Source organism: Bradyrhizobium sp. MI1.10, assembly GCF_055811035.1.
Genome location: NZ_JBVVPN010000009.1, coordinates 182402 through 201605, shown reverse-complemented (window position 1 = coordinate 201605; position 19204 = coordinate 182402). Strand labels below are relative to the sequence as shown.

Here is a 19204-nt window from a genome sequence, read left to right as displayed (position 1 = left end):
CCTCCTCAACACCGCGACGGCGGCGCCCTCTGACGCCCCGAGACTTCGCGGTGACTTTGAGCATTGCCATCTGTGCCTCTCCTCTCGACGTCGCGACCATCGCGGGCGTCTCTACGGCCCCGAGCCCGGTAGCCTTTCAGCGCCGGGCGTGAGGTCGATGTCGGTGGCGCTAGGCGCGGCGTTCGTATCGGCTGGCCTCGCGCCCGTCCTCGCGCAGGTGCAGCTCGGCCAGCTTGACAACGGCTTCGTCGCTCAGCAGCGACAGGCCGCCGTGCTCCTCGAAAAGCTTGATCAGCAGGCGCTCGCCGTTGTCGGTGTTGTAGTTGGCGCCGGGGCAGCCGTAGAGGCTCTCGATGTTGTGGGTGGACTGGTCGCGGTCGGCCTCGGCCATTGGCGTCTATCTCCTAGGGCGGGATGCCCTCTACGGCCCCGAGCCCGGTAGCCGTTTCCGGCGCCGGGCGTGAGGTTGATGTCGCAGTGATCACATGTCGGCGTGGCGCTCGGCAGCGATGAGAACGTCGTAGCAGGCAGAAGCGAGACCTTCCCTCGCGCCACGACGAAGGCGAGCAAACGAGCTGCGGATGATCTCTCGAGGCGAAATGTCGCTGCCATCGTTCGTATAGAACTTCATGGCCGCCCGGACCGCCGTGTGTACGTTAGCGCGATCCTCATCCGTCAGATCGGTCACGATTACCTTAGTCTTTACGCTCGCCATCTTACCTCCTCTCGACGTCGCGACGTCGCGTCGTCTTTGTTGTGACAATCTGATTCACGCTGTCGTGAATCAAGCGCCGTGTAGAATTCTTAGCTTCCCACCGGCGTTAACCAAGCCGCATGGCGTGAGGAATGTCTGCGTCGCGCCGCGCATCATCGGAGCCAACGCATAGCGCGGACACTTATTTTGTAAGGGTTTTCGCGATTCCCTCGCGACTTCCCTCAGCGTGCGAGGTGAAGTTTGAGTGAAAGTCGGTCGATCGCGAGTGAACTAGTTTTCCCCGCAATTCGCGCGCCGCGATGTCGCATATAAACGACAGATCAGGCTATCGGCGCGGAATTGTCGTCTATGTCGGACATCTGTAAGCGGACCAGTATTTTAGGCGAAATGGCCCAGAGCGTCGAAAACGCCTACTATACTGGGCGTTCAGCGGGCGGCGGCGGCGAGGTAGGCGACGACGAGTGCGGCCACGACGCCCATCACCTCTTCCGCGCCTTCTTCCTCGCCGCCTTGCGCTCGGTCGGCGCGAAGGTGCCGACATCAAGCCAGTCGCGGCGACCGTCGACGTCGAGATCGCAGCGGAGCATCCTCAGGCGGTCGACGAGATCGTGCCGGCTGGCGGGCGAGCCGGTGAAGCGAAGCATGTGTCGGCCGCCGATGTCGGAGAATGGCTTCGTCCGCGGTTGACGGTCACCACGGATCTTCCACCGGTGCGGCCAATGTTCGCGGCTTGCACCTCCAATCGGAGGCGCGGACGGCTTGGCGCAAGGCAGACAGCTTTTCGGATCGCGTCAACGCGATGTGCTTGGAGCAGATTTGCGTCACTCAAACGTTAGTCGCGTCTTCCTCAAAATCGTTTGTGCTTAATGGGACGGCGCCGGCAGCGCCATGGCTGACTTGTTCTCTTCCATCAATAGCCCCTTGCTAAGAGGTCACCTTGAGGTAGGTGATCTCGAAAGCCTTGACCTGACGAAATCCTTGCAAGCGATTGGTCAGGCTAAATGCATCATTCATCTCGAACTTCTGAAAAATGTCCAGACCGCGATCGAGGCTGATTTTCCAGCCCGTGTCGCTCGTGACATGGCGCGCGTGAATGGTGTTGGTGCCGTCGAACTCCCAAGAGAACTTAATGCCGGCTGCGGCGCCGGCGGATTCGACAGCCATTAAATTCGATTGCTGCTTTTCGGGATTGTTTTCATCAACACAGGTGATGAGATGCACCGAAACCTCATCCTCGGGCGCTTTGCGCACGGCAACCATTTCGATGAACTCCATCGGATTCCGGAGCTGATGGAACAAACGAACATAAGGATCGGTGATGACGACCTTCGTAGCCCCCTTGATCCAGGGCCAGAACAGGTCGGCGAACGTAACGCCCTTCTGATTTTCATTGAAAACCTTGTGCCCCTCGCGGGGGCCTTCGGGCGTCGTCTTAGTTTTGGTCGGAAGCGGCGTAGCTGACGCCACAAGGGTGTCATCCCCATCCGCCGTCGGCGTCGTGGCCTCGTGTTCCGAGCTAAGCTTGCGGTGATAATAGGATGGATACTCCGTCTCCTCGAGAGTCGTGATACCAATCTTACGGCCGTCCCGTGCCGTGAACGAGAACTCCGTTTCCGGATAAGTGCTATCGATCCGAAGAAGCTGATCCTTGACGCGCTTCCGCCCCTCCACAGCAAGGTGCAGAATCTCTTCGACCTCTGCCTCGGTTGCGTTATCCGCAGGGAACAGCAACTTCATCATCCCGGAGACGGTCTTGTTCACGCCATCGCGGTCACGCGTCGAAATATCCGATGAAAGGGTGAACAGCTCCTGATAGCGGCTCGAATAATCATCATTGCGCATATGACGGAGGATTTCGGCGAGATAATTGACGACAAACCCATATCCCGACGCAAACATCTCCCCGCGGATGACGTCGATCTCCCAGCCTGGAACATAGGTGTGAAGTCGATCGATAAAGGCCGAGTCATAGTATTTCTCGGGCAGCTCCTCGAATAGGTCGGATTGCTTCAGCATGTAGGGAACGTTGTGCTTGGTATTCCCGACGAAGACCATCGACGCCTCAGCCCCGAGCGTTTCGAGCAAGGCACCGCTGCGTTCCTCAAAAAATTGAAGGCGAGCTGGCAGGACTACCGTTTTGAGTTCGAGGTTCGGATCGTTCAGCCGGGCCTCTCCCGCGCAGGGATTACCGAAGTGGGCCTGCACCTTCTGGCGGGCGTAGAGACCTATCTGCTTGAGACTAGGGCAATGCGACTGCGTGTGGTTGGCAGCGCATAAGATCGTGCCTGCAATATTGTGATGCGATCGCGACCGAAGCGCTGACCCATTCTAAGTGAATACCCTGCGCACCGCGTTTCGACATCAGCACCCACTCATATCCCACCGGGGCGACAACTTCGGCCCGAGCGTGATCACCAACTCAGGATCGAAGTCCGGATTCTCGCGGCGGCCACCGAGCTCGGGATATCCTCGAGGGTTCGCAACGACGCGTCTTCGCGATGTCGTAGTCACGGTTGCAGTGGACATGCCCGTGCAGCCACAATGCCGGTGCGCCGTCGTTGGTCATCGGGTGCTCGAGATCGCTCGCGAAGCACCAATCGAGATCGCGGGTGCGCTCAGCATCGTCCCGATCCCAGCCGAGCAGGCTTCGGCGCGACGGTGCGTGGTGCGTGATCACGACTGCATCCATTGTGTCGGGGCGCTCCCTCAGCGTGCGCTCGATGAACGCGACTGACGCCTTGTGCGCATCCACAGTCAGCCCGGGTCGGAGCGTGTCTCGCGATCGACCAGCACCAACTTTGATAAGCCGGTAGTCGTTCATGCCACGCGCAGCGGCTCGCACTGCGTCGCCCCACATCATGTAGGCGGCCTGACGGACATGTCCGTCCACAACGTGGCGCCGACGAACAGCACGCCCTCGATCTCGACGAAGGAATCGTCGAGCAGCGTAATTCCAAGGTCGTGCGCGAGCTCCGGCATCAGCACGCGCTGGGCTTCCCAGGTTGTCTTGAGCTCGATGCGATTCTTATCGTGGTGCGAGTAGAAATCGTGATTGCCGGGCACGTACACCAGCGGCCTATCGCGGTCCGGATAGAGCTCGCGGATCTTGCGCAACGCCAATGTGCCGGGCGCCATCGCATCGCCGGCCACCACCGTCACGTCGGCATCGACTGACGGCATGGTCGCGAGCGCGTTCCCGGCAATGTCAGTATGCAAGTCGGAAACAAGATTGATGCGCAGCACGGCTCTCTCCTCCTCTCACTTCGGCTTCACTCCCTCGTTCTCGAAATCATCGCCGCCTTCCGGATCCATCAGCGGCGGCAGCATCACGAGGCGCGCCTTGATCTGGCTGAGGCGCACCGGCGCCGGACCGAACACGTCCACGCCGATGTCCATGCTCTGGCTGTTGCCGGCGAGCCGGCCGTGGTGATGGCCGAAGAGCATAAGTGCGCCGCGCTTCATCCGGGGCCACGATCTCCAAGGGTAGTGAGACAGCACGCAATAGGCGCTCTCAATCGTGACGTAAGCGACGTCGCGCACACTCTCCCACGGCAGCGCCTTGGTCTCCGCGCCATCGTGATTTCCCACGATCAAATGCCTCTTCCCCGGCAGGCTGTCGAACAGCTTGCGCAGGGCCTTCGGATCCATGCGATGCGCGAAGTCGCCGAGGACGATGATGTCATCCGAGGGCAGCACAGTTTTTCGCCAAGCATTCGCGAGCGCGTCCGTCATTTCTGCGGCGGACGACCACGGACGCGTCTCGGGGCAGTGCCTCAAAATTCCCTCGTGTCCGAAGTGGGGGTCTGCATAGAGGTAGGTCGTCATCGCAGGATCTCCAGGGTTTGCAGCTCGGCGAGCGCGCGATGCTTGCGGTCCTGGAATTCGATGTCGACGTGCTCCAGGCGCCGCGGGCGCTGAACGAGACGCCAGATCGCTTCGTAGACCGTCGTCAGCGGATAGCGCAGCCGCTTGGCCGCCCACGCGGCGTGCCCGCTGCACTCCGCGAGCATCTGGTGCACGCGCTCGTCCGACGGCGTTCTCATCAGCGGCGGTACTCGGCCGAAGCGCGGTATTGCGTCTCGTCCTGCAAGTCGCGGGCGATCACGGTCGCGCGGTGCGCGGTGACGTTGGAGTAGGCTTCGCGCACCAGATCGATCGCGCGGTTGATGTACGACCTCTCGCCGTCGCTCAACTTCAACGCTTCCATCACCAACACGGTCGCTGCGATGCGCTCGCGAACCTGCTCGACGGTCATGATTGGCAATTCAGCCGGATCCGACGGCATGCCCTCGCAACCAACATTGGGGCTGTCGTAGCCACGCGGCCCGAACTCGGACGGCGGCAGCGCGGTCAGGTCCTCCGTCTTGATCTTCTCGTTCATCGGTAGCCTCTCCGAGAAAACGACGATTCCTTCGAGTTCGAAGGATTCGATTAACGATGCATCTATACTCCGCATGCTATGAATGTGTCAACAATCAATGTACAAATCATGTACAGCAACAGAGGAGACTACGACGATGGCGACCGCTGGGGGCTCTCACACTAACTTCGACACCACCGCGTTCGGCGCCGGGGCGGTCGGCGGATCGCTCGCGATCGGCGCCGCCCTGGTCGCCGGCCTCGCGAACTACCGGATGGCACAGCAAGCTAACTACGAGTCCTGGAACGACGCGCAGCTGCGCGGCGCTCTCCGGCTCAGCGAGTTGCTCCGCGCGCGCGATCAGGTGACGATGGGCCGCGAGATCCAGGCGCTCGCTCTCGAGAACGAGCGTCTGAAGCGCGACGCGAAGATCGCGACGGTCAGAGCGCTGCGGCGGTAGCGGCGAGACCGGGGACGGCGAAGCACGGATCCGGAAAGGGCTCCTGCTTCGCCCACCGCGCCGCCTTCAGCGGCTGCAGCTCGCGCACGCGAGGCATCGCGAAAAGCCCCGATATATGCCCGATTGCGGCGCTTTCAGGCGAGTCGATGATCGCGAAGAGCTCCTCGCGATCGAGGCCCTGGGCCCACTCCCGCACGCTGCGCGGCCATGCGGACGGCAGCGGCTGCGGCTCGTCGGCGAGGACCGATTCCGCCGCCCACGTCTGCAGCGCGATCGCGATCTTGCGATATGTCTCGGTGTGATCGACGGGCGGCTCGGGCGTCGTCGCGACCGGCGGCGCGACCACCGGAATCGGCTCTCGCGTTGCCGGCCCGACGGCGCCGGACAGCATCCGGAACGGCGCGGAAACCAGCGCCAGACCGACGCTAACGGCGCCCTTGAGTACCGACATGATGGCAGAAATGATGGCACGCATTCTCAATCCTCCTCGATCGTAAGGCAGCAGTCTGCGCGGCCGGCCAGCAAGCCGCAATACATCTCGCCGGCGGAAGGATTCGAAAGCAACTTGACAAGTGTGGCAACACTGTACATGTTGTGTTCAACATAAGCCACTATCCAAGGATACGATTTTGCGTAAGCCCGCGTTTCCCCAGGACCTCCCCGGCCGACTTGCGCTCGTCGGCATCACGCTCTACGGCCCGCAGTGGCGCCGCCGCCTGGCCGCCGGTCTGCAGATCGGCCGCGCCACGCTGCACGGCTGGATGACCGGCGCCTGGCAGCCGACGCGCGACGTCGACGGCGAGCTGATCGCGCTGCTCGACATCGAGCGCGACGCGTGCGCCGAGCGCGGCCTGCAGATCGCGACCCTCCGCCGCCTCATGATCGCCGGAGGCCGCGCCAATGCTTGATGCCGCGAGCGCAGCTAAGGACGCCCAGCGCTGGACGCGCGCCGAGGAGGCCCGCCTGATCGAGATGGCGATGGCAACGCCGCGCATGTCGACCGTCGAGATCGCCGTCGCGCTCGACCGCTCCGAGAAGGCCGTACTCGGCCACATGGCGCGGCTGCGCATCACGACGTCGTCGTGGACGCAGGATGACGACGACGTCCTGATGTCTCTGCTCGACGAATATCCGTCGCCGACGTACGCCCACCTCGTCATCATGGCTCGCGAGCTCAACCGTCACGTCAACGCGGTGCGCGTCCGTATCCGGCAGATCACGTCCCAGCCGAAGCGCGGCGCGAAGTTGCGCCCCTGCATCAACAAGTGGGGCTGCGGCCGGACGTTCTTCTCGAGCGGCCCCGGCCACCGCATCTGCCCGACGTGCCGGCGCAACCCCGACTACTACGCGTGCGCCTGATGACCGAGCAGAGCAACATCGTTCCGCTGCGCCTATGGCCGACGCCTGTGCCGTCGCGCACGGGTTTGGTCGTCACAGAGCACGACATCGAGATCGGCGAGGAGCGCGACGTCTACACGATCCACCGCGCCGTCGCTCCCGAGACAGGCCGCGGCTTCATGACGATCAAGGATTCCGAAGGCGCGGTCCTGCACGTCAGCCGCGACGTGCCGGACGAATACGTGCCGTCACTGATCATCGCCTATCGCGCGGGCGTCCGGAAGGGCATCGCTCGCGGCTTCTCCGCCCGCGCCGGCGGCGGCGAGGTCGTCCGATGAGCAACCGCCGCCCGCCCCCCGAGACGGTCCCCGGTATCCCCGAGGCCCAGTCGCTGCGGCTGCGTATGGTCGGCAATGCCGTCTTTGGCGAGCGCGGCTGGCGCGTGCCGCTGGCGAGCGGCATCGCCATGAGCCGCCGTCATCTCCACCGCTTGCTCGACGGCAAGCGCTCGGCGGACCCGTCGGATATCGACGTCCGCCTGCTTCACTTGATCGCGCACGAGCGCCTGCAGAGCGAACGCCGCGTGCGCGCGCTGCGCAAGCTGCAGAAGAAACTTTTGTCTCACATCGAATATGTCGCGGCGGCGAAGGTCGCGTACGGAGAGGACTGAACATGACGCCGCACTGGCAGCTGATCGAGACGACGTGCCGCGCGATCGCCGGCCGCAACTGGTTCCGGACCGCGTCCGCAGCGCTCGGCGTCCCGAAGAACGACCTGCGCTCGACGTTCGATCGCGACGATCTGTCGGACGACACTATCAACCGCATGATGGCGCAGCTGAAGCGTACCGCCGTCAAGTACGAGGCCGCCGTCGCGGCCCGGGTCGCCCGCATCCATGCCGCCGGGATGGCCGTGCAGATCGCGCAGGACGAGCGCATGTGCGAGCTGATGAACGCCGAAGCGCTCCGCGCGGCGTCCGATCCCGACCTTCCGATCAACCGCATGACCGCCGCGTTTCTCGCCGATCTGCTCACCGAGGAGGCTGCCTGATATGCTGAAGCCGATGAAATTCCCGCGTCCGGAGACGCGCTACGCCGCCAAGCCCGCCGGCACGCCTGGCTCGCGCCCTCGCCCGCACCGGCGCCGTCCCCGGTGCTGACGATGGAGACGGTCGACGCCCCCTCCGTCGAGTTCGACGAGGACGGACGGCGTCTCATGACGAAGCCGATCGCCTCGCCGCGCCCTAGGACGACGATCATCCCGCTGCCGCGGCCGGAGCCGAAGCGCCCCCCGCCGGAGCCGCAGCGCGCGCTGCCGATCCGCTCCGTCCTGCCGCATCCGTCGTACTACGACCTGCCGCCACTCTCGTCGCTCCCGCCGCTGCGGGATGTGCCGAAAGCGCCGTCGCCGAGCTCGACGCCGCTGCCGCGCAGATCAGGTGGGCCGCCGGCATGGACACTCGCCCGCCCCGTCAGCTGTCGTCGAAGCCGTTGGCGCCGCAGCGCAAAGTGCCGCAAGCGCCCCGCCCGCGCACGAACGTGACGATCATGCCGGACGATATCCGTACTGAGTGAGGAGCCTACGATGCAGCTGCAGATGTTCGATCCCCGCTTGACGCCGACCCGCACCGCAGAAATGCTCGGCGACGTCGGCCTGTGCCGCGCGATCGACAGCATGCGACCGCGCCGCCGTCGCAACGGCAACTGGCCGTACGTCGAGCGGCTGTGCGAGATCGAAGGCAAGCCCGCATGGGCCGTCGACGACAATGGCCGCCGCTTCGTTGTCCTGAACGGGATCATTTTTCGGATGCGCGATCTGGTGCTCGCGGAAGCCAAGATCCGCGACGCAGCGCTGCAGGCCTTCGCCCGCCTCGACGAAGGCGTCGCCGCATGAGCCGCAAGGACGACGGACGCATCCTGGTTGCGCTGCGCGACGGGCTGGCCTTCCGCTACAAATTCGGCACATCGGCCGGTTGGGGCAATTCGTTCGGCCACTGGTACATCGAGCATCCTGACGGCCGGCGCCGATACATGGACTGGCCGTGCATCCGCCGTCTGCGGGACGGCGGCATGATCGAGCATACCTCCGACGAGTTGAACTACCCGAGCGACTGCGAGACGCGCGGCATCCAGAACTGGACGCTGACGGAGGCCGGCCAGGCCGCCGCCGCGGCGGTCCCGGCGATCACGGACGACGAGATGTTCGCCAAGCGTAAGGTGACGCCGCCAGAGAAGCTCGAAGCCGCCCGCCACAAGTTGAAGGCCCGCAAGATCGCCGGGGTGCTGACGTTCAACAGCGCGCGCATCCGCGATTGCCGCGTCATGTTTGAGGGCGGCGGCAAGACGCTGACGAGGGCCTACGCGTCGACCTACAGCGGCGAGATCCCGGACGCCGTCATGGCGCTGCTGGCGCCGCACCTCGAATCCTTCGTCGACGTCGACGGCAAGGAGTCACTGCGCATCACCGAAGCCGGCATCGCGGCCACCGCGCGCAAGCGCCGGGCCTGAACGGAAAAATGCTCGCGGCGAAGGAACTGCTGCTGACGCCAGCACCGCTGCATCTGCTCGTCGCGATGTCGCGCGGCGCCCCGCTGCACGAGTGCGTGCAGGATAGATGGTTCGTCATGGAGCGCCCGGGCCGGGGTTTCCAGCGCGTTCACACGCGGGGCGTCAACGTATTGCGTAAGCTCGCGCTCATCGAGCGGAGAAACGATCTTACCTGGCACGTATCCGGAGCTGGCCGCGCGTGGCTGGCCGCGAATGGAATTGCGGCGAATTTGGAGAAACCAGAAATTTATTCGTGACCGGACTGGGGAAGTAACGGGGGCTGTCAGAGAAAATGCCGTACGCGTGACGCCGTCACTTGTGACGCTCGGCAGCATCGAAGGTGCTCTGAGGTGTAAGATAGCGTGCGATAGGTTCGCAACTAGCTCGCCCCGCTGCGGCGTGATGTCGTCTAAATCCGACAATCGCGGGCCTCGATGCCGGATTGTCGTCTATATCAGACACGCGACGGCCGCCCGCACCAAGGACTGGCGACGGCCTTTCAAATCTAATGATGGCAATAATTACGCGCTCAGCGCTTCCGCTGTGGCAGCCACTGTCGGTCGTCGGGAATGATCGTCACAATGGTGCCGCGCTCGATTACGTAAGCGTTGCCGCCTTTGCGCAGGATCTTGGCGCCGCACGCGGCCGCGTTGCCGGCGATCGAGAGGATCTCTGCCTATCGGATGATCGCGTGGTCGGAGTCGCGGATGTCTGACTCGATCAGGCCTCGCGCCACTCATCATGTTGCTGGCGTACATGACGCAGAGCGCCAGCGCCACGAAGGGCAGGCTCATTCATTGATGAGGATCAGATCAACCAGAGCGCCCGTTGCAGGGCCGACAGTCCTCAACGTTTCGTCTCAGGGAGCTCCATTATACAGAGCGTAACGGGCGACATTTTCCAGACAGTCCTTCGCCCTTTTTTGAATTTCAGGAAGCACGTCGAAATCCATCGCAGCTTGCATTTGACACCACAAGCCCGCACAGTGAAGTCATGAGTGAGACTAATGATACAGCCAAACTGTCCGATAAAGCCATAGCGACGCTCTCGGCGGTTGCAAATGGGCATTGGTCGTATTGCGATGAGCGCTCTTTGGCAGAACTGCGGTCAGCCGGCTTCATCGAAGCAACTCGGACTATCATCGGGCGTGATTCCTTAGGGCTTGTTGTTTGTCGTTCTTATCGAATCAAGGGAGCATCCACTCTGGATGCGTAACATCGAGAACAGATCCAAAACCCGTGATCCGACTTTGATTGAACAGTCGATCCTTGATTTCACCCGCATCTACGAGACTGTCGCCGAAGACGCGGCTGGGATTCGGCCAAGCTTGGACAGAATGATCGGGTTCGGCGGCACGGTCTAACCGTCGCCGACCATATCCGCCGCCGACGTTCGCGTGGCAGCCGACGAACCAGCGCTGCTCGACGTCCGGGGGCCCCCGCCTCCCCTCTTCACGGTGCGCGTCCAGAACGTCGCCTCGAAATCCTCGCGGTGCGCCGCGCTTCACGATGCCACATGCTGATCAGCCCGACATGAGCGGGCCGTGTACGCCCTGCGGCTGAAGAAGATGAATATCTCGTCGCGGTCGTCTAAACTTTCAATCAGCCACGTGTATCCGAAGGCGATGCCTGTGATCCTCACCACGCCCGAAGAGTACGAGACTTGGCTCCTCGCCCCCTGGGACGAGGCCAAGACGCTGCAGCGGCCCCTGCCTGACGGCGCACTGAAGATCGTGGCGACGGGCGAGAAGGAAGATCCCGCACCGGCCGCCTAAGACTGTGCATCAGACGGCGCGGAACAGGTGGACAAGCCGAAGCCCTGCCGATTCCGAATCCCTGTCCCGTGCTAACCGCCCGGAACGAGCGAGGGGGCGAAAGGATTCGTCCCGGCAGGAGCGATTTCGATGCTGATGACCAAGGTAACGCGACCGGCGATCCGGACGCTGCGCGGCTGGGCGATCTCGGTGTTGCAGGAAGCCGGCGCGATCCGCGAATGCGAGGAGCACGGCTGGATGCAGGACCGCGCGGATCCGCACGCCCGCGAGCGCGCCCTCGCCGAAGCCCGCCGGGATCCGCCGGCCGGCATCTCTGCAGACCAGGCGGTCGCGGAAATCCGGGACGTCCTGGACTCGATCGGTGACACCTGCCCGGAGTGTCCCTCCGTGCTCGGGTAGGCGGTCACTCATAACTCGAGCTGCTGCGAGTGAAGGCGCGGTCTGCTATGCCCTTACCGGCGGCGCAAAAGACCACATGGCCAGCAGCGGAGATTCAATCCCGGCTGAGGACGTCTTAAAGACCCAGTCGAGATAGACACCACGATGATGTACGGTCATGTTCGCCCCCCGGGGAAGTCGCCCCACAGTGAGGACGTCATGAAAGCGCGATTTATTATCGCCGTGGCAGCAAGCTTGCTCCTGCCGAATATGTCTCAAGCTTCCGAAATCAAACTCCTTGCGTCCCTTGCAATGAAGGATGCGTCCCTCGAATTGATCCCGGAGTTCGAGCAGGCCACAGGTCACAAGGTCTCTGTGGCGTGGTCAAGCACCCCCGATGTCCAGAAGCGCATTGCGGCCGGCGAAGCCGCCGACTTGATCATATTGGGCGACAGCGGAACGGAAGAGCTGATCAAGCAAGGCAAACTGGTCGCCAGCAGCCGCGTCAATTTCGCGAAAGCGAGTATCGGAGTTGCGGTGCGCGCTGGTGCGCCTGCGCCCGATATCAGCTCCGCAGACGCCGTGAAGCGGTCGGTACTGGCAGCAAAATCCGTCGCCTACTCGGCTGGAGCGAGCGGCATCTATCTCGTCAGCATGTTTCAGAGGCTTGGCATCTCCGATCAAGTCAAATCGAAAACGGCCACGGTAAAGCCGGGCGAACCGGTAGGCGAGGTGGTCGCGCGCGGCGAAGCCGAGATCGGATTCCACCAGCTGAGTGAGCTCATTCCGGTGAAGGGCATCCAGATTGTTGGACCGTTGCCAGCAGAGATCCAGAACATCACCGTATACTCGGGCGGCATTCATAGCGCGACGAAGGAGGTGGACGCCGCCACGGCATTGGTCAAATTCCTCACCGCACCGGCCGCTGCACCGATCATCAAGAAGCATGGCCTAGAACCAGGCTGATCGCTTTTCCCGTAATTTCGACGCGACGTCGCTTAAGGATCAAACCGGCGTCGATCTCATCGATGAGGCGGTCCTGCCTGGCTCCCAAAGCCCGATATCTTCGCCTTCATGGCACACGCCTCAGAGCGCCTCTTCCGTCCGGCTGCGCCCGGGACCAGACACCCGCAGGCGAGTGAGCTCGATCCACGCCAGCGCGGCGTCGATCCATCTCTGCCGTTCGGCGCCATCGGCTTCGGTGGCGAGCTTCATCGCCGCAACCGCCTCGCGCTCGGGGTCGTACTCGATGTCCATGGGGCGGAAATATAGTCGCAAATCGTAAACGGTCGGTCCTCGACGCTACCGTAGGAATCCGGGGCGGCGACGCAAACGCTGGCCGCGCTCCTAAGCCTCGGGAAGCGCCACGCCCGTCATCTCGCCCAATCTGGCGATGAGCTGGTCCTGGAATTCGGGATCGGCGGCCTCGCTGGCCGGCTCCTCCCGCCGCATGTGATGCCAGTAGCGACCGCTGACCAATGCAGCCGGCTCGTCGCTTACGGCCAGCCAGGTCTGGGTCCGCTGTCCAGTCTCGAGGTCCACCGGCGCCCCCGGGCCGCCCATTCTTGTGCGCACCCAGCCGGGATCGACCGCGTTGCTCAACACCTGGGGCCAGCGTCGCGCCACGGCGAACGCCAGCGCGACGACCTGCAGCTTGCTCTCGGCGTAGGCCTTTGCCGGATCCCAGCTCCGCTTCGTCCAGTCGAGATCACGCAGCGAGCCCTCCCCGCCGCGGTGCAGGCCGCTGCTGAGGTAAACCAGCCGAGCTGGACGCTCGATCAGCGCCGTCAGGATGTACGGCGCGAGTGTGTTGACCGCGAGGACGCCGGTGTGACCCTCGGGTGTCGAGCCGCGGCTGCCCTCGGTGTAGATCCCCGCGTTGTGAATGATCGCGTCCATGCGCCCGATCGCGTTGACCTGGTCCGCGATGCTCCTGGTCTGGCCGGCGCTACGGAGGTCGCCGATTACGATCCCCGCCGCCCGCGGCGCGAGTTCGCCGATGCTCGCCGCGCGATCCGCCGAGCGGGCGTGCAGCACCACGCGATGACCGGCATCAAGAAGCGACTGCGCCGCCGCGCGACCGAGCCCGTCCGTGCTGCCGGTGATGAAGACGAACGCCACTTGATCCTCCTCCCCTATCGGTTCGCCAGCCACAGGAGCACGCTTAGCACCACGGAGATGATGAGCGAGGTCGTCAGCGGAAGGTAGAAGGCAAAATTCGGCCGCTCGACGTAAATATCGCCGGGTAGCCGGCCAAGCCCGAACTTGCCAAGGACAGGCCAAAGCAGCCCAGCGGCGACCAGCACAAGTCCGAAGATGATGAGCGTGCGCGACATCTAGCACCTCCATCGGCCTTGCGGCCCTTACAGTGACATCGCGAGACTTCGCTGCTTCAGCACTGCTGATTTTAGTTGCTGAACCACAACAGGAGCTGCTTACCTGAAGAACAGCATCCCGGCGCCTGCGGCGACGCAAGCGACGCCGGCGACACGCGCGATCCACCGTCCGAACGGGACCAGTTTTTCCAGAAGAACAAGCAGCGCCAGCACAGCGATCCAAAGTACGTTCATAACCCCGCCCACGAACAAGAGCGCCATCAGAGCCCCGCAGCAGCCGATGCAATATGCACCGTGGCGAAGGCCCAAGAGCAGACAGCCCGGCAAATCGCGGCGAAAGCCGCCGTAGCGCATCAGGAAACCGATCGGGCTCTGGCATCGGGCGAGGCATACGTCCTTCAGCGGGCTCCATTGGTAGACGCCCGCCGCAATCAGCACGATGCCTCCAAGGACATTGCTCGCGCTGGCCATCCGGGAATCGAGCAAAGCCGCCCGTTCGATCATCCATTGGACCAGAGTGGCCGCGAGTGAAAAACCCATCCAGGCCAGAAAATAGCCCGCGGCAAACCAACCCGTCGCCACGAGCGGCTTGCCCTCAACGTTTCCCTGTCGACCCACGCGCGCGTACATGAGGATCATGGGTGCTGCCGAAGGCGCCATCATGCCGATCATCATGACAGCCCACATGACAAACACGAACGCGAATTCGATCAATCCCCAGCGCGCGTTCGCCGGTGCCATGAGTCCCAGGCCGGCCGGAATCATGCGGAACCCGGTCATGTCCATGCCGCCCATGTCCATGTCGGCCGCGAGCCAAACCACGTAGCCCCAGGCCAGCGCCGCGGTCGCGCCGAGCGCACCGGCAACAAGCAGGCGATCTCGCTGCAATACCGCTTCCAGTGCGCTGTCGGTCATTTGCTACGAACGTCGTCGGCGCTGCCGACGGGCTGCTTCACGATATTACGACTGACTTGTCCATCGGATCGGCGCGTAGTGGCCGTTCTTGCCGGAATTATCCCACCGCATGCCGTGATCGCTGAAATTGTTCCCCGATGCTCCCATGGCAAGCGCCAGTTTATCCGGGCTAATCGGATGACCGGTGTTTGCCCACATCTCGCCGCTTGGATGCGCGGTCGGCAGCGGATCGACCGACATGTGCAGGATACCCGGAATTTCCGCGGATCGTGTCTTGCCCTCCACGCGGTATGTGATCGGCACCTTCTTCACTCCGAGATTCTTGCCGATCAGCGGCGCAAACGCCGCCATGGGCCCTCCGGCAGCGCCAGTAAAGATCGCACCGAGGGCCTCGGCCTGCTTGTCGTCGGCACGTTCATCGATATAGGCAGCCACCGACCAGTTGCCTTCTGCCATCGGCCCAGGCGTCTGGATCGCGAGCGCAACATTGAGGCCGTCGAGCGCAACGCTGCCGTACTTGCCGCTTTCAATGTGGAAGGCGACCGGCACGTTGCACACCCCTTCTGTTGGCCTTGAAGTCAAAGGGGCCGCCTTCGACACGAGGCACGGACAGACGACGCTGCAACTGCAATTCTCGAAATAATCGCCGGAAAGCTGCCATTGAACCTGGTCTGCCATAAATCCCTCCCTGTCAGCGCGGAAGCAGGACCAAACGTGCACAGATGAACTTCTTGGACGTCCTAGGCTCTCGAGAAGACTATCATGTTTTTGTGCGACCGAAAGACTGGATGCGGATGCCCCTGTCGCGCTGACCCGAACGTCTCCCTGCACACGAACGGCAATGGTCCGACCGATTGTGAGAGGGTTGAAGCTTACTGAGGTACGGTCATGAGTTCGAGCACATGGCCGTCAGGGTCGCGAAAATAGACGCCGCGGCCGCCGTTCCAGTCGTTGAGCTTGCCGTCCTCGAGGCCCCACGGTGCGCTGCCATAGGCGAGCTTCGCCTCGCGAATGCGGCCGAAGATGGCATCGAACTCGGCATCACTGACGTGGAAGGCGTAGTGGTGGCTCTCGAACTCCTCCTCGTCGTCAAAAAGGAGCGTGAGCGTGTCGTTGATGCGTACCGGCGCGAAATGGCCGCCTTTTGGATCAGGATGGAGGCCAAAAATGCGCGCAAAAAATTGCGCCGCTGCCTTCTTGTCGCGGGCAGGGACGATGGTGTGGTTGAGGGTGATGGTCATTGGAAGACCTCTCGCTAACGACGCCGCAGACTTATCGGCTCGAGACGGAGACCGGCACCCTGCGCCTTTAACGCGCCCTAAGCCGACTTTCGCTGCGGCTTGGCCGCCGTCTTCTTCGCCGGTGCTTCCTTCGGCTTCTTGCCTTCGATCGGCATCAGCATTTCACGCTGTCCGGATGCCGCCTTGCGCGGCTTCTTGGCAGGCTTGGCCGCCGTCGTCGGCGCGGCCTCCTTGCCCACCGATCGCCGCAGCGCCTCCATGAGGTCGACGACCTTGCCGGCAGCGGGGCGCTCCTTCGGCGTGATCGGCTTGCCGGCACGCTTCTGGTTGATCAGGTCGATCAGGGCGGTTTCGTATTGATCTTCGAACTTGTCCGGCTCGAAGCGCCCGGCCTTCTGGTTCACGATGTGCCTGGCGAGATCGAGCATGTCCTTGGTGACTTTGACGTCCTGGATCTCGTCGAAATACTCCTCCGCTGGCCGTACCTCGTAGGGGTAGCGCAGCAGCGTGCCCATCAGTCCCTTGTCGAGCGGCTCGAGCGCGATGATATGCTCGCGGTTGGTCAGCACCACCCGTCCGATCGCGACCTTGTCCATCTCGCGGATGGTCTCGCGGATCACGGCGAAGGCATCGTGGCCGACCTTGCCGTCCGGGCGAAGGTAGTAGGGCCGGATCAGGTAGCGCGGATCGATCTCGGCGCGGTCGACGAACTCGTCGATCTCGATGGTGCGGGTGGATTCCAGCGCGACGTTCTCGAGCTCCTCCTTCGAAACCTCGATGAAGGTGTCCTTGTCGAGCGCGTAGCCCTTGGCGATGTCTTCATTGGCGACTTCCTCGCCGGTGTCGGAGTCCACCTTCATGTACTTGATGCGGTGGCCGGTCCTCCGGTTCAGCTGGTTGAACGAGATCTTCTCGGACTCGGACGTGGCCGGGTAAAGCGCGACCGGACAGGTGACGAGGGACAGACGCAGGAAGCCTTTCCAGTTGGCGCGCGGGGCCATGATACGCAGAACTCCTTTGGGGCGGCTTGGATTCAAGACGATTTAATTGCTCTGGTTCCGACAATCCGCCGGGCCCGGCCGCGATTCATCGTCAACGGCCCCGCTGCGCCAGGCGAAGCCGCAGTCTGCCCTGACTCTCAGCGAACAAAGAGGGAACGTTGGGCATGTCCGCCGCAGCCGAGACCCCCGCGCCCGCCCCCGACGACCCGGAGGCCGCCGCCGACCAGGCCATCGCAGCGTGCGGCGGCGACGCCCGCGAAGCCGTCAAGGCGCTGATCGTGGCGAACGGCTTCCTCGAGGCGCAGGTCGAGGAGCTTCGGGCTTCGGTTTCTGCCGGCTACTCGCGCGGCAAATTCGACGCCCCGCGCGATCGAAAGGATTGGTACGACTGAGATGTCCCAGGTCACCTACTACGTCGCCCTGCCGTTCGTCGCGGCCGACGACGGCGTCGCTGCCGGCGAGGCGGTCGAGTGCTTCAATCCGAACGCGGCCGTGATGAAGGCGGAGGCGCTGTCGCGGAAGCCCGCCTGCGTCGGCGCGGTCGCCTTCTCCAGGACGGGAGATCCGGCCACGGGCGATTTCGGTGACGCAACCGTGATCCGTAAGTTCGGCGACGTTCCCGACGATCTCAGCGCACTGTGAAGCTCGACTGCCTCGCAACAAGCCTGTGCTGGGCACTTTGAACAGGGCGGATCCATCTTCCGCAGCGCCATCCGCCGAACGCCTCCACGCGGCTACCCTTGCCATAATCCGCTAGTTGGCTACCTCCCGTCGCTCTCCTGCCGCGCTGAAGAACGGCAAACGGAAACCGCTGTATGATTGTGTCTGGTACAGGTTTAGATCATCAATGACGACAGCTTCACTTCGAACTCGAGAGGAACAACGTGGCAAAGATCCAGGCCGAGCCCGTCCGCGATCCCAAATCCGATCATCTTCTGACCCCGCAAAACTGCGTTCTGGTCCTGATAGATTACCAGCCCGAGCAGTATTCGACCGTGACCTCATCCTCCCGTGAGGAAATCACCCTCAATGTGGTTGCGCTGTGCAAACTCGCTCAAGCCTACAGCATCCCCGTGGTGCTCTCGACGGTCGCAGTGGGCATGGGCGTGAACGAAGGCACGATTCCGGCGATCCGCGAAGCTCTGCCGGGAGTGGAAGAGATCGACCGCACAGGCGTCAATGCCTGGGAGGACGAGGACTTCCGCAAGGCCGTCCAAGGCACGGGGCGACGCAAGGTGGTGATCGCTGCGCTTTGGACCGAGGTCTGCCTGGCCTTTCCGACCCTCGACATGCTGACTGAAGGCTACGAGGTCTATCCGGTTGCCGACGCTGTGGGCGGCATCTCGCCGACCGCGCATGAGCGCGCGTTTGACCGCATGATTCAGGCCGGGGCAAGACCCATCACCGCGATCTCCTTCGGCTGCGAGATCATGCGCAACTGGGCGCGCGGAGATTCCGACAAGCTGCGACAGGTCATGAGGTGGTATTTCCCGGACCATCGCCGTCTGCACCAATCAGCCTAAGGGACGCGAAGGTTGTATGGAAAAGGTGGCGCTCCCGTCTGAGATGAAGGATGAGCGCAGCCCCGCCTTGGGGGCTTTTGGGGGCAGGGGGGCGGAGCTACGCAGGCCGCGCAATGGTCGCAGCCCAGCTAATCAACCCCTCCGCGCCGCGGCCGTTCCGATGGTCGATCCGTCCTTTGAAAATCCGGCCCTGAGTCGTCTATTTTGCGGACAGCCAGCGCTGATCGGGTACGATGCCTTTGGCAGGGTGTCATGGGTAGACCGACAAACGAGAGGCCGATGTGTCCGGCGTGCAAGCACCGGATGGCGCTGGCGCGCATCTCTCCCGGCGAGCGCGGATTCGAATTGCGGACGTTCGATTGCTCCACCTGCGACCGGACCGAGCAAGTCTCGATGTCGGTGGATCCCATGAAGACGGACGCCGTGGGTTGGTTGGCGCGCGAGCTCAAGCCGCCGCGTTGAGCCTGCGCGCCTTGTTTTCGGTTCGCGTCCGGAGAGCTAGTGGCGGCGCTGCGGCCCGTCTTCGACGATAACCTGGCTGACGTCCGGCTCGTCGATGCCGTCGGTCTCGTTGCACTCGCATGGTATACCCGCTCCGCACACGCACCCGAATTCGG

The 19204-nt window shown here is 63.2% G+C and carries 33 protein-coding genes and 1 pseudogene; 17 read left to right on the top strand and 17 right to left on the bottom strand.

What is annotated here, in order from left to right; genetic code table 11:
• Positions 1-169: 169 nt before the first annotated feature.
• The 9 genes from AC0L3K_RS12455 to AC0L3K_RS12415 all read right to left on the bottom strand — a co-directional run bounded on the left by AC0L3K_RS12455 (position 170) and on the right by AC0L3K_RS12415 (position 5096).
• Positions 170-391: a hypothetical protein gene (locus tag AC0L3K_RS12455; RefSeq protein WP_473366142.1), complete on the bottom strand. Its 222-nt coding sequence runs from the start codon at positions 389-391 to the stop codon at positions 170-172.
• Between the two features lie 90 nt (positions 392-481).
• Entirely contained in the window at positions 482-715 is a 234-nt protein-coding gene (locus AC0L3K_RS12450; protein WP_473366141.1) for a hypothetical protein, read from the bottom strand.
• A gap of 479 nt (positions 716-1194) precedes the next feature.
• A complete protein-coding gene (locus tag AC0L3K_RS12445) occupies positions 1195-1359 on the bottom strand; it encodes a hypothetical protein (RefSeq protein ID WP_473366140.1) in 165 nt (54 codons plus the stop codon).
• A 280-nt stretch (positions 1360-1639) separates the two neighbouring features.
• Positions 1640-2920 carry a BREX system Lon protease-like protein BrxL gene (locus AC0L3K_RS12440; protein ID WP_473366139.1) on the bottom strand — a complete coding sequence of 427 codons (1281 nt, stop codon included), beginning with the start codon at positions 2918-2920 and terminating at the stop codon, positions 1640-1642.
• A gap of 214 nt (positions 2921-3134) precedes the next feature.
• On the bottom strand, positions 3135-3536 hold the full coding sequence (locus tag AC0L3K_RS12435) for a hypothetical protein (RefSeq protein WP_473366138.1): 402 nt from the start codon (positions 3534-3536) through the stop codon (positions 3135-3137).
• 35 nt (positions 3537-3571) lie between these two features.
• Positions 3572-3958 (bottom strand): metallophosphoesterase family protein, encoded by a 387-nt coding sequence (locus tag AC0L3K_RS12430; protein ID WP_473366137.1) that lies wholly within the window; start codon positions 3956-3958, stop codon positions 3572-3574.
• Between the two features lie 15 nt (positions 3959-3973).
• Positions 3974-4540 carry a metallophosphoesterase gene (locus tag AC0L3K_RS12425; RefSeq protein ID WP_473366136.1) on the bottom strand — a complete coding sequence of 189 codons (567 nt, stop codon included), beginning with the start codon at positions 4538-4540 and terminating at the stop codon, positions 3974-3976.
• Complete coding sequence (locus tag AC0L3K_RS12420; protein ID WP_473366135.1) at positions 4537-4758, bottom strand: hypothetical protein; 222 nt, start codon at positions 4756-4758, stop codon at positions 4537-4539. The genes AC0L3K_RS12425 and AC0L3K_RS12420 overlap by 4 nt, the downstream gene beginning before the upstream one ends.
• Positions 4758-5096, bottom strand: coding sequence for a hypothetical protein (locus AC0L3K_RS12415; RefSeq protein WP_473366134.1), 339 nt, complete (start codon positions 5094-5096; stop codon positions 4758-4760). The genes AC0L3K_RS12420 and AC0L3K_RS12415 overlap by 1 nt, the downstream gene beginning before the upstream one ends.
• Before the next feature lie 136 nt (positions 5097-5232).
• Here AC0L3K_RS12415 and AC0L3K_RS12410 point away from each other — a divergent pair, with 136 nt between their 5' ends.
• Complete coding sequence (locus tag AC0L3K_RS12410; RefSeq protein WP_473366133.1) at positions 5233-5535, top strand: hypothetical protein; 303 nt, start codon at positions 5233-5235, stop codon at positions 5533-5535.
• Here the strand turns inward: AC0L3K_RS12410 and AC0L3K_RS12405 are convergent.
• Positions 5516-6010 (bottom strand): hypothetical protein, encoded by a 495-nt coding sequence (locus tag AC0L3K_RS12405; RefSeq protein WP_473366132.1) that lies wholly within the window; start codon positions 6008-6010, stop codon positions 5516-5518. The genes AC0L3K_RS12410 and AC0L3K_RS12405 overlap by 20 nt on opposite strands.
• A 154-nt stretch (positions 6011-6164) precedes the next feature.
• Between AC0L3K_RS12405 and AC0L3K_RS12400 the strand changes: the two genes are divergently transcribed.
• The 12 genes and pseudogenes from AC0L3K_RS12400 (at position 6165) to modA (ending at position 12537) form a co-directional block, all read left to right on the top strand.
• Positions 6165-6443, top strand: a complete 279-nt coding sequence (locus AC0L3K_RS12400; RefSeq protein WP_473366131.1) for a hypothetical protein — start codon at positions 6165-6167, stop codon at positions 6441-6443.
• Positions 6436-6894, top strand: coding sequence for a hypothetical protein (locus tag AC0L3K_RS12395; protein ID WP_473366130.1), 459 nt, complete (start codon positions 6436-6438; stop codon positions 6892-6894). The genes AC0L3K_RS12400 and AC0L3K_RS12395 overlap by 8 nt, the downstream gene beginning before the upstream one ends.
• Positions 6894-7211: a hypothetical protein gene (locus AC0L3K_RS12390; protein WP_473366129.1), complete on the top strand. Its 318-nt coding sequence runs from the start codon at positions 6894-6896 to the stop codon at positions 7209-7211. The genes AC0L3K_RS12395 and AC0L3K_RS12390 overlap by 1 nt, the downstream gene beginning before the upstream one ends.
• The gene (locus tag AC0L3K_RS12385; RefSeq protein WP_473366128.1) at positions 7208-7543 is read left to right on the top strand and encodes a hypothetical protein; all 336 of its coding nucleotides are present in this window, start codon (positions 7208-7210) and stop codon (positions 7541-7543) included. The genes AC0L3K_RS12390 and AC0L3K_RS12385 overlap by 4 nt, the downstream gene beginning before the upstream one ends.
• Before the next feature lie 2 nt (positions 7544-7545).
• Positions 7546-7923 carry a hypothetical protein gene (locus AC0L3K_RS12380; protein ID WP_473366127.1) on the top strand — a complete coding sequence of 126 codons (378 nt, stop codon included), beginning with the start codon at positions 7546-7548 and terminating at the stop codon, positions 7921-7923.
• 534 nt (positions 7924-8457) lie between these two features.
• Positions 8458-8766, top strand: coding sequence for a hypothetical protein (locus AC0L3K_RS12375; protein WP_473366126.1), 309 nt, complete (start codon positions 8458-8460; stop codon positions 8764-8766).
• Positions 8763-9380 (top strand): hypothetical protein, encoded by a 618-nt coding sequence (locus AC0L3K_RS12370; protein WP_473366125.1) that lies wholly within the window; start codon positions 8763-8765, stop codon positions 9378-9380. The genes AC0L3K_RS12375 and AC0L3K_RS12370 overlap by 4 nt, the downstream gene beginning before the upstream one ends.
• A gap of 8 nt (positions 9381-9388) precedes the next feature.
• Positions 9389-9676: a hypothetical protein gene (locus tag AC0L3K_RS12365; RefSeq protein ID WP_473366124.1), complete on the top strand. Its 288-nt coding sequence runs from the start codon at positions 9389-9391 to the stop codon at positions 9674-9676.
• Positions 9677-10626: 950 nt separating this feature from the next.
• Entirely contained in the window at positions 10627-10782 is a 156-nt protein-coding gene (locus AC0L3K_RS12360; RefSeq protein WP_473366123.1) for a hypothetical protein, read from the top strand.
• A 237-nt stretch (positions 10783-11019) separates the two neighbouring features.
• A pseudogene (locus AC0L3K_RS12355) lies at positions 11020-11193 on the top strand (SOS response-associated peptidase); the annotation flags it as partial.
• A gap of 129 nt (positions 11194-11322) precedes the next feature.
• Positions 11323-11592 (top strand): hypothetical protein, encoded by a 270-nt coding sequence (locus AC0L3K_RS12350; RefSeq protein WP_473366122.1) that lies wholly within the window; start codon positions 11323-11325, stop codon positions 11590-11592.
• A 198-nt stretch (positions 11593-11790) separates the two neighbouring features.
• Positions 11791-12537, top strand: coding sequence for a molybdate ABC transporter substrate-binding protein (modA, locus tag AC0L3K_RS12345; protein WP_473366121.1), 747 nt, complete (start codon positions 11791-11793; stop codon positions 12535-12537).
• A gap of 120 nt (positions 12538-12657) precedes the next feature.
• On the opposite strand, the gene AC0L3K_RS12340 is transcribed toward modA, so the two are convergent.
• The 7 genes from AC0L3K_RS12340 to ku all read right to left on the bottom strand — a co-directional run bounded on the left by AC0L3K_RS12340 (position 12658) and on the right by ku (position 17064).
• A complete protein-coding gene (locus tag AC0L3K_RS12340; protein ID WP_473366120.1) occupies positions 12658-12828 on the bottom strand; it encodes a hypothetical protein in 171 nt (56 codons plus the stop codon).
• Positions 12829-12918: 90 nt separating this feature from the next.
• Positions 12919-13692 carry an SDR family NAD(P)-dependent oxidoreductase gene (locus AC0L3K_RS12335; RefSeq protein WP_473366119.1) on the bottom strand — a complete coding sequence of 258 codons (774 nt, stop codon included), beginning with the start codon at positions 13690-13692 and terminating at the stop codon, positions 12919-12921.
• 14 nt (positions 13693-13706) lie between these two features.
• Entirely contained in the window at positions 13707-13907 is a 201-nt protein-coding gene (locus tag AC0L3K_RS12330; RefSeq protein WP_473366118.1) for a DUF2905 domain-containing protein, read from the bottom strand.
• A 99-nt stretch (positions 13908-14006) separates the two neighbouring features.
• Positions 14007-14822 carry a DUF2182 domain-containing protein gene (locus AC0L3K_RS12325; protein ID WP_473366117.1) on the bottom strand — a complete coding sequence of 272 codons (816 nt, stop codon included), beginning with the start codon at positions 14820-14822 and terminating at the stop codon, positions 14007-14009.
• Positions 14823-14867: 45 nt separating this feature from the next.
• The gene (locus tag AC0L3K_RS12320) at positions 14868-15500 is read right to left on the bottom strand and encodes a DUF1326 domain-containing protein (protein ID WP_473366116.1); all 633 of its coding nucleotides are present in this window, start codon (positions 15498-15500) and stop codon (positions 14868-14870) included.
• A gap of 194 nt (positions 15501-15694) precedes the next feature.
• Complete coding sequence (locus AC0L3K_RS12315) at positions 15695-16063, bottom strand: VOC family protein (protein ID WP_473366115.1); 369 nt, start codon at positions 16061-16063, stop codon at positions 15695-15697.
• A 77-nt stretch (positions 16064-16140) separates the two neighbouring features.
• On the bottom strand, positions 16141-17064 hold the full coding sequence (gene ku / locus AC0L3K_RS12310) for a non-homologous end joining protein Ku (RefSeq protein ID WP_473366114.1): 924 nt from the start codon (positions 17062-17064) through the stop codon (positions 16141-16143).
• A gap of 164 nt (positions 17065-17228) precedes the next feature.
• Here ku and AC0L3K_RS12305 point away from each other — a divergent pair, with 164 nt between their 5' ends.
• The 4 genes from AC0L3K_RS12305 to AC0L3K_RS12290 all read left to right on the top strand — a co-directional run bounded on the left by AC0L3K_RS12305 (position 17229) and on the right by AC0L3K_RS12290 (position 19049).
• Complete coding sequence (locus AC0L3K_RS12305; protein ID WP_473366113.1) at positions 17229-17456, top strand: hypothetical protein; 228 nt, start codon at positions 17229-17231, stop codon at positions 17454-17456.
• Between the two features lies 1 nt (position 17457).
• Complete coding sequence (locus AC0L3K_RS12300) at positions 17458-17706, top strand: hypothetical protein (RefSeq protein ID WP_473366112.1); 249 nt, start codon at positions 17458-17460, stop codon at positions 17704-17706.
• A 242-nt stretch (positions 17707-17948) separates the two neighbouring features.
• Positions 17949-18587, top strand: a complete 639-nt coding sequence (locus AC0L3K_RS12295) for a hydrolase (RefSeq protein WP_473366111.1) — start codon at positions 17949-17951, stop codon at positions 18585-18587.
• Between the two features lie 252 nt (positions 18588-18839).
• Positions 18840-19049 carry a response regulator gene (locus AC0L3K_RS12290; RefSeq protein ID WP_473366110.1) on the top strand — a complete coding sequence of 70 codons (210 nt, stop codon included), beginning with the start codon at positions 18840-18842 and terminating at the stop codon, positions 19047-19049.
• Positions 19050-19204: the final 155 nt, after the last annotated feature.

Bases quoted from the DNA above. Each gene is read 5' to 3' on its own strand.
- AC0L3K_RS12455 (WP_473366142.1), bottom strand. From the start codon at position 391: ATGGCCGAGGCCGACCGCGACCAGTCCACCCACAACATCGAGAGCCTC.
- AC0L3K_RS12450 (WP_473366141.1), bottom strand. From the start codon at position 715: ATGGCGAGCGTAAAGACTAAGGTAATCGTGACCGATCTGACGGATGAG.
- AC0L3K_RS12445 (WP_473366140.1), bottom strand. From the start codon at position 1,359: ATGCTTCGCTTCACCGGCTCGCCCGCCAGCCGGCACGATCTCGTCGAC.
- AC0L3K_RS12435 (WP_473366138.1), bottom strand. From the start codon at position 3,536: ATGAACGACTACCGGCTTATCAAAGTTGGTGCTGGTCGATCGCGAGAC.
- AC0L3K_RS12425 (WP_473366136.1), bottom strand. From the start codon at position 4,540: ATGACGACCTACCTCTATGCAGACCCCCACTTCGGACACGAGGGAATT.
- AC0L3K_RS12420 (WP_473366135.1), bottom strand. From the start codon at position 4,758: ATGAGAACGCCGTCGGACGAGCGCGTGCACCAGATGCTCGCGGAGTGC.
- AC0L3K_RS12415 (WP_473366134.1), bottom strand. From the start codon at position 5,096: ATGAACGAGAAGATCAAGACGGAGGACCTGACCGCGCTGCCGCCGTCC.
- AC0L3K_RS12410 (WP_473366133.1), top strand. From the start codon at position 5,233: ATGGCGACCGCTGGGGGCTCTCACACTAACTTCGACACCACCGCGTTC.
- AC0L3K_RS12405 (WP_473366132.1), bottom strand. From the start codon at position 6,010: ATGCGTGCCATCATTTCTGCCATCATGTCGGTACTCAAGGGCGCCGTT.
- AC0L3K_RS12395 (WP_473366130.1), top strand. From the start codon at position 6,436: ATGCTTGATGCCGCGAGCGCAGCTAAGGACGCCCAGCGCTGGACGCGC.
- AC0L3K_RS12390 (WP_473366129.1), top strand. From the start codon at position 6,894: ATGACCGAGCAGAGCAACATCGTTCCGCTGCGCCTATGGCCGACGCCT.
- AC0L3K_RS12385 (WP_473366128.1), top strand. From the start codon at position 7,208: ATGAGCAACCGCCGCCCGCCCCCCGAGACGGTCCCCGGTATCCCCGAG.
- AC0L3K_RS12380 (WP_473366127.1), top strand. From the start codon at position 7,546: ATGACGCCGCACTGGCAGCTGATCGAGACGACGTGCCGCGCGATCGCC.
- AC0L3K_RS12375 (WP_473366126.1), top strand. From the start codon at position 8,458: ATGCAGCTGCAGATGTTCGATCCCCGCTTGACGCCGACCCGCACCGCA.
- AC0L3K_RS12370 (WP_473366125.1), top strand. From the start codon at position 8,763: ATGAGCCGCAAGGACGACGGACGCATCCTGGTTGCGCTGCGCGACGGG.
- AC0L3K_RS12365 (WP_473366124.1), top strand. From the start codon at position 9,389: ATGCTCGCGGCGAAGGAACTGCTGCTGACGCCAGCACCGCTGCATCTG.
- AC0L3K_RS12360 (WP_473366123.1), top strand. From the start codon at position 10,627: ATGCGTAACATCGAGAACAGATCCAAAACCCGTGATCCGACTTTGATT.
- AC0L3K_RS12350 (WP_473366122.1), top strand. From the start codon at position 11,323: ATGCTGATGACCAAGGTAACGCGACCGGCGATCCGGACGCTGCGCGGC.
- modA (WP_473366121.1), top strand. From the start codon at position 11,791: ATGAAAGCGCGATTTATTATCGCCGTGGCAGCAAGCTTGCTCCTGCCG.
- AC0L3K_RS12340 (WP_473366120.1), bottom strand. From the start codon at position 12,828: ATGGACATCGAGTACGACCCCGAGCGCGAGGCGGTTGCGGCGATGAAG.
- AC0L3K_RS12330 (WP_473366118.1), bottom strand. From the start codon at position 13,907: ATGTCGCGCACGCTCATCATCTTCGGACTTGTGCTGGTCGCCGCTGGG.
- AC0L3K_RS12325 (WP_473366117.1), bottom strand. From the start codon at position 14,822: ATGACCGACAGCGCACTGGAAGCGGTATTGCAGCGAGATCGCCTGCTT.
- AC0L3K_RS12320 (WP_473366116.1), bottom strand. From the start codon at position 15,500: ATGGCAGACCAGGTTCAATGGCAGCTTTCCGGCGATTATTTCGAGAAT.
- AC0L3K_RS12315 (WP_473366115.1), bottom strand. From the start codon at position 16,063: ATGACCATCACCCTCAACCACACCATCGTCCCTGCCCGCGACAAGAAG.
- ku (WP_473366114.1), bottom strand. From the start codon at position 17,064: ATGGCCCCGCGCGCCAACTGGAAAGGCTTCCTGCGTCTGTCCCTCGTC.
- AC0L3K_RS12305 (WP_473366113.1), top strand. From the start codon at position 17,229: ATGTCCGCCGCAGCCGAGACCCCCGCGCCCGCCCCCGACGACCCGGAG.
- AC0L3K_RS12300 (WP_473366112.1), top strand. From the start codon at position 17,458: ATGTCCCAGGTCACCTACTACGTCGCCCTGCCGTTCGTCGCGGCCGAC.
- AC0L3K_RS12290 (WP_473366110.1), top strand. From the start codon at position 18,840: ATGGGTAGACCGACAAACGAGAGGCCGATGTGTCCGGCGTGCAAGCAC.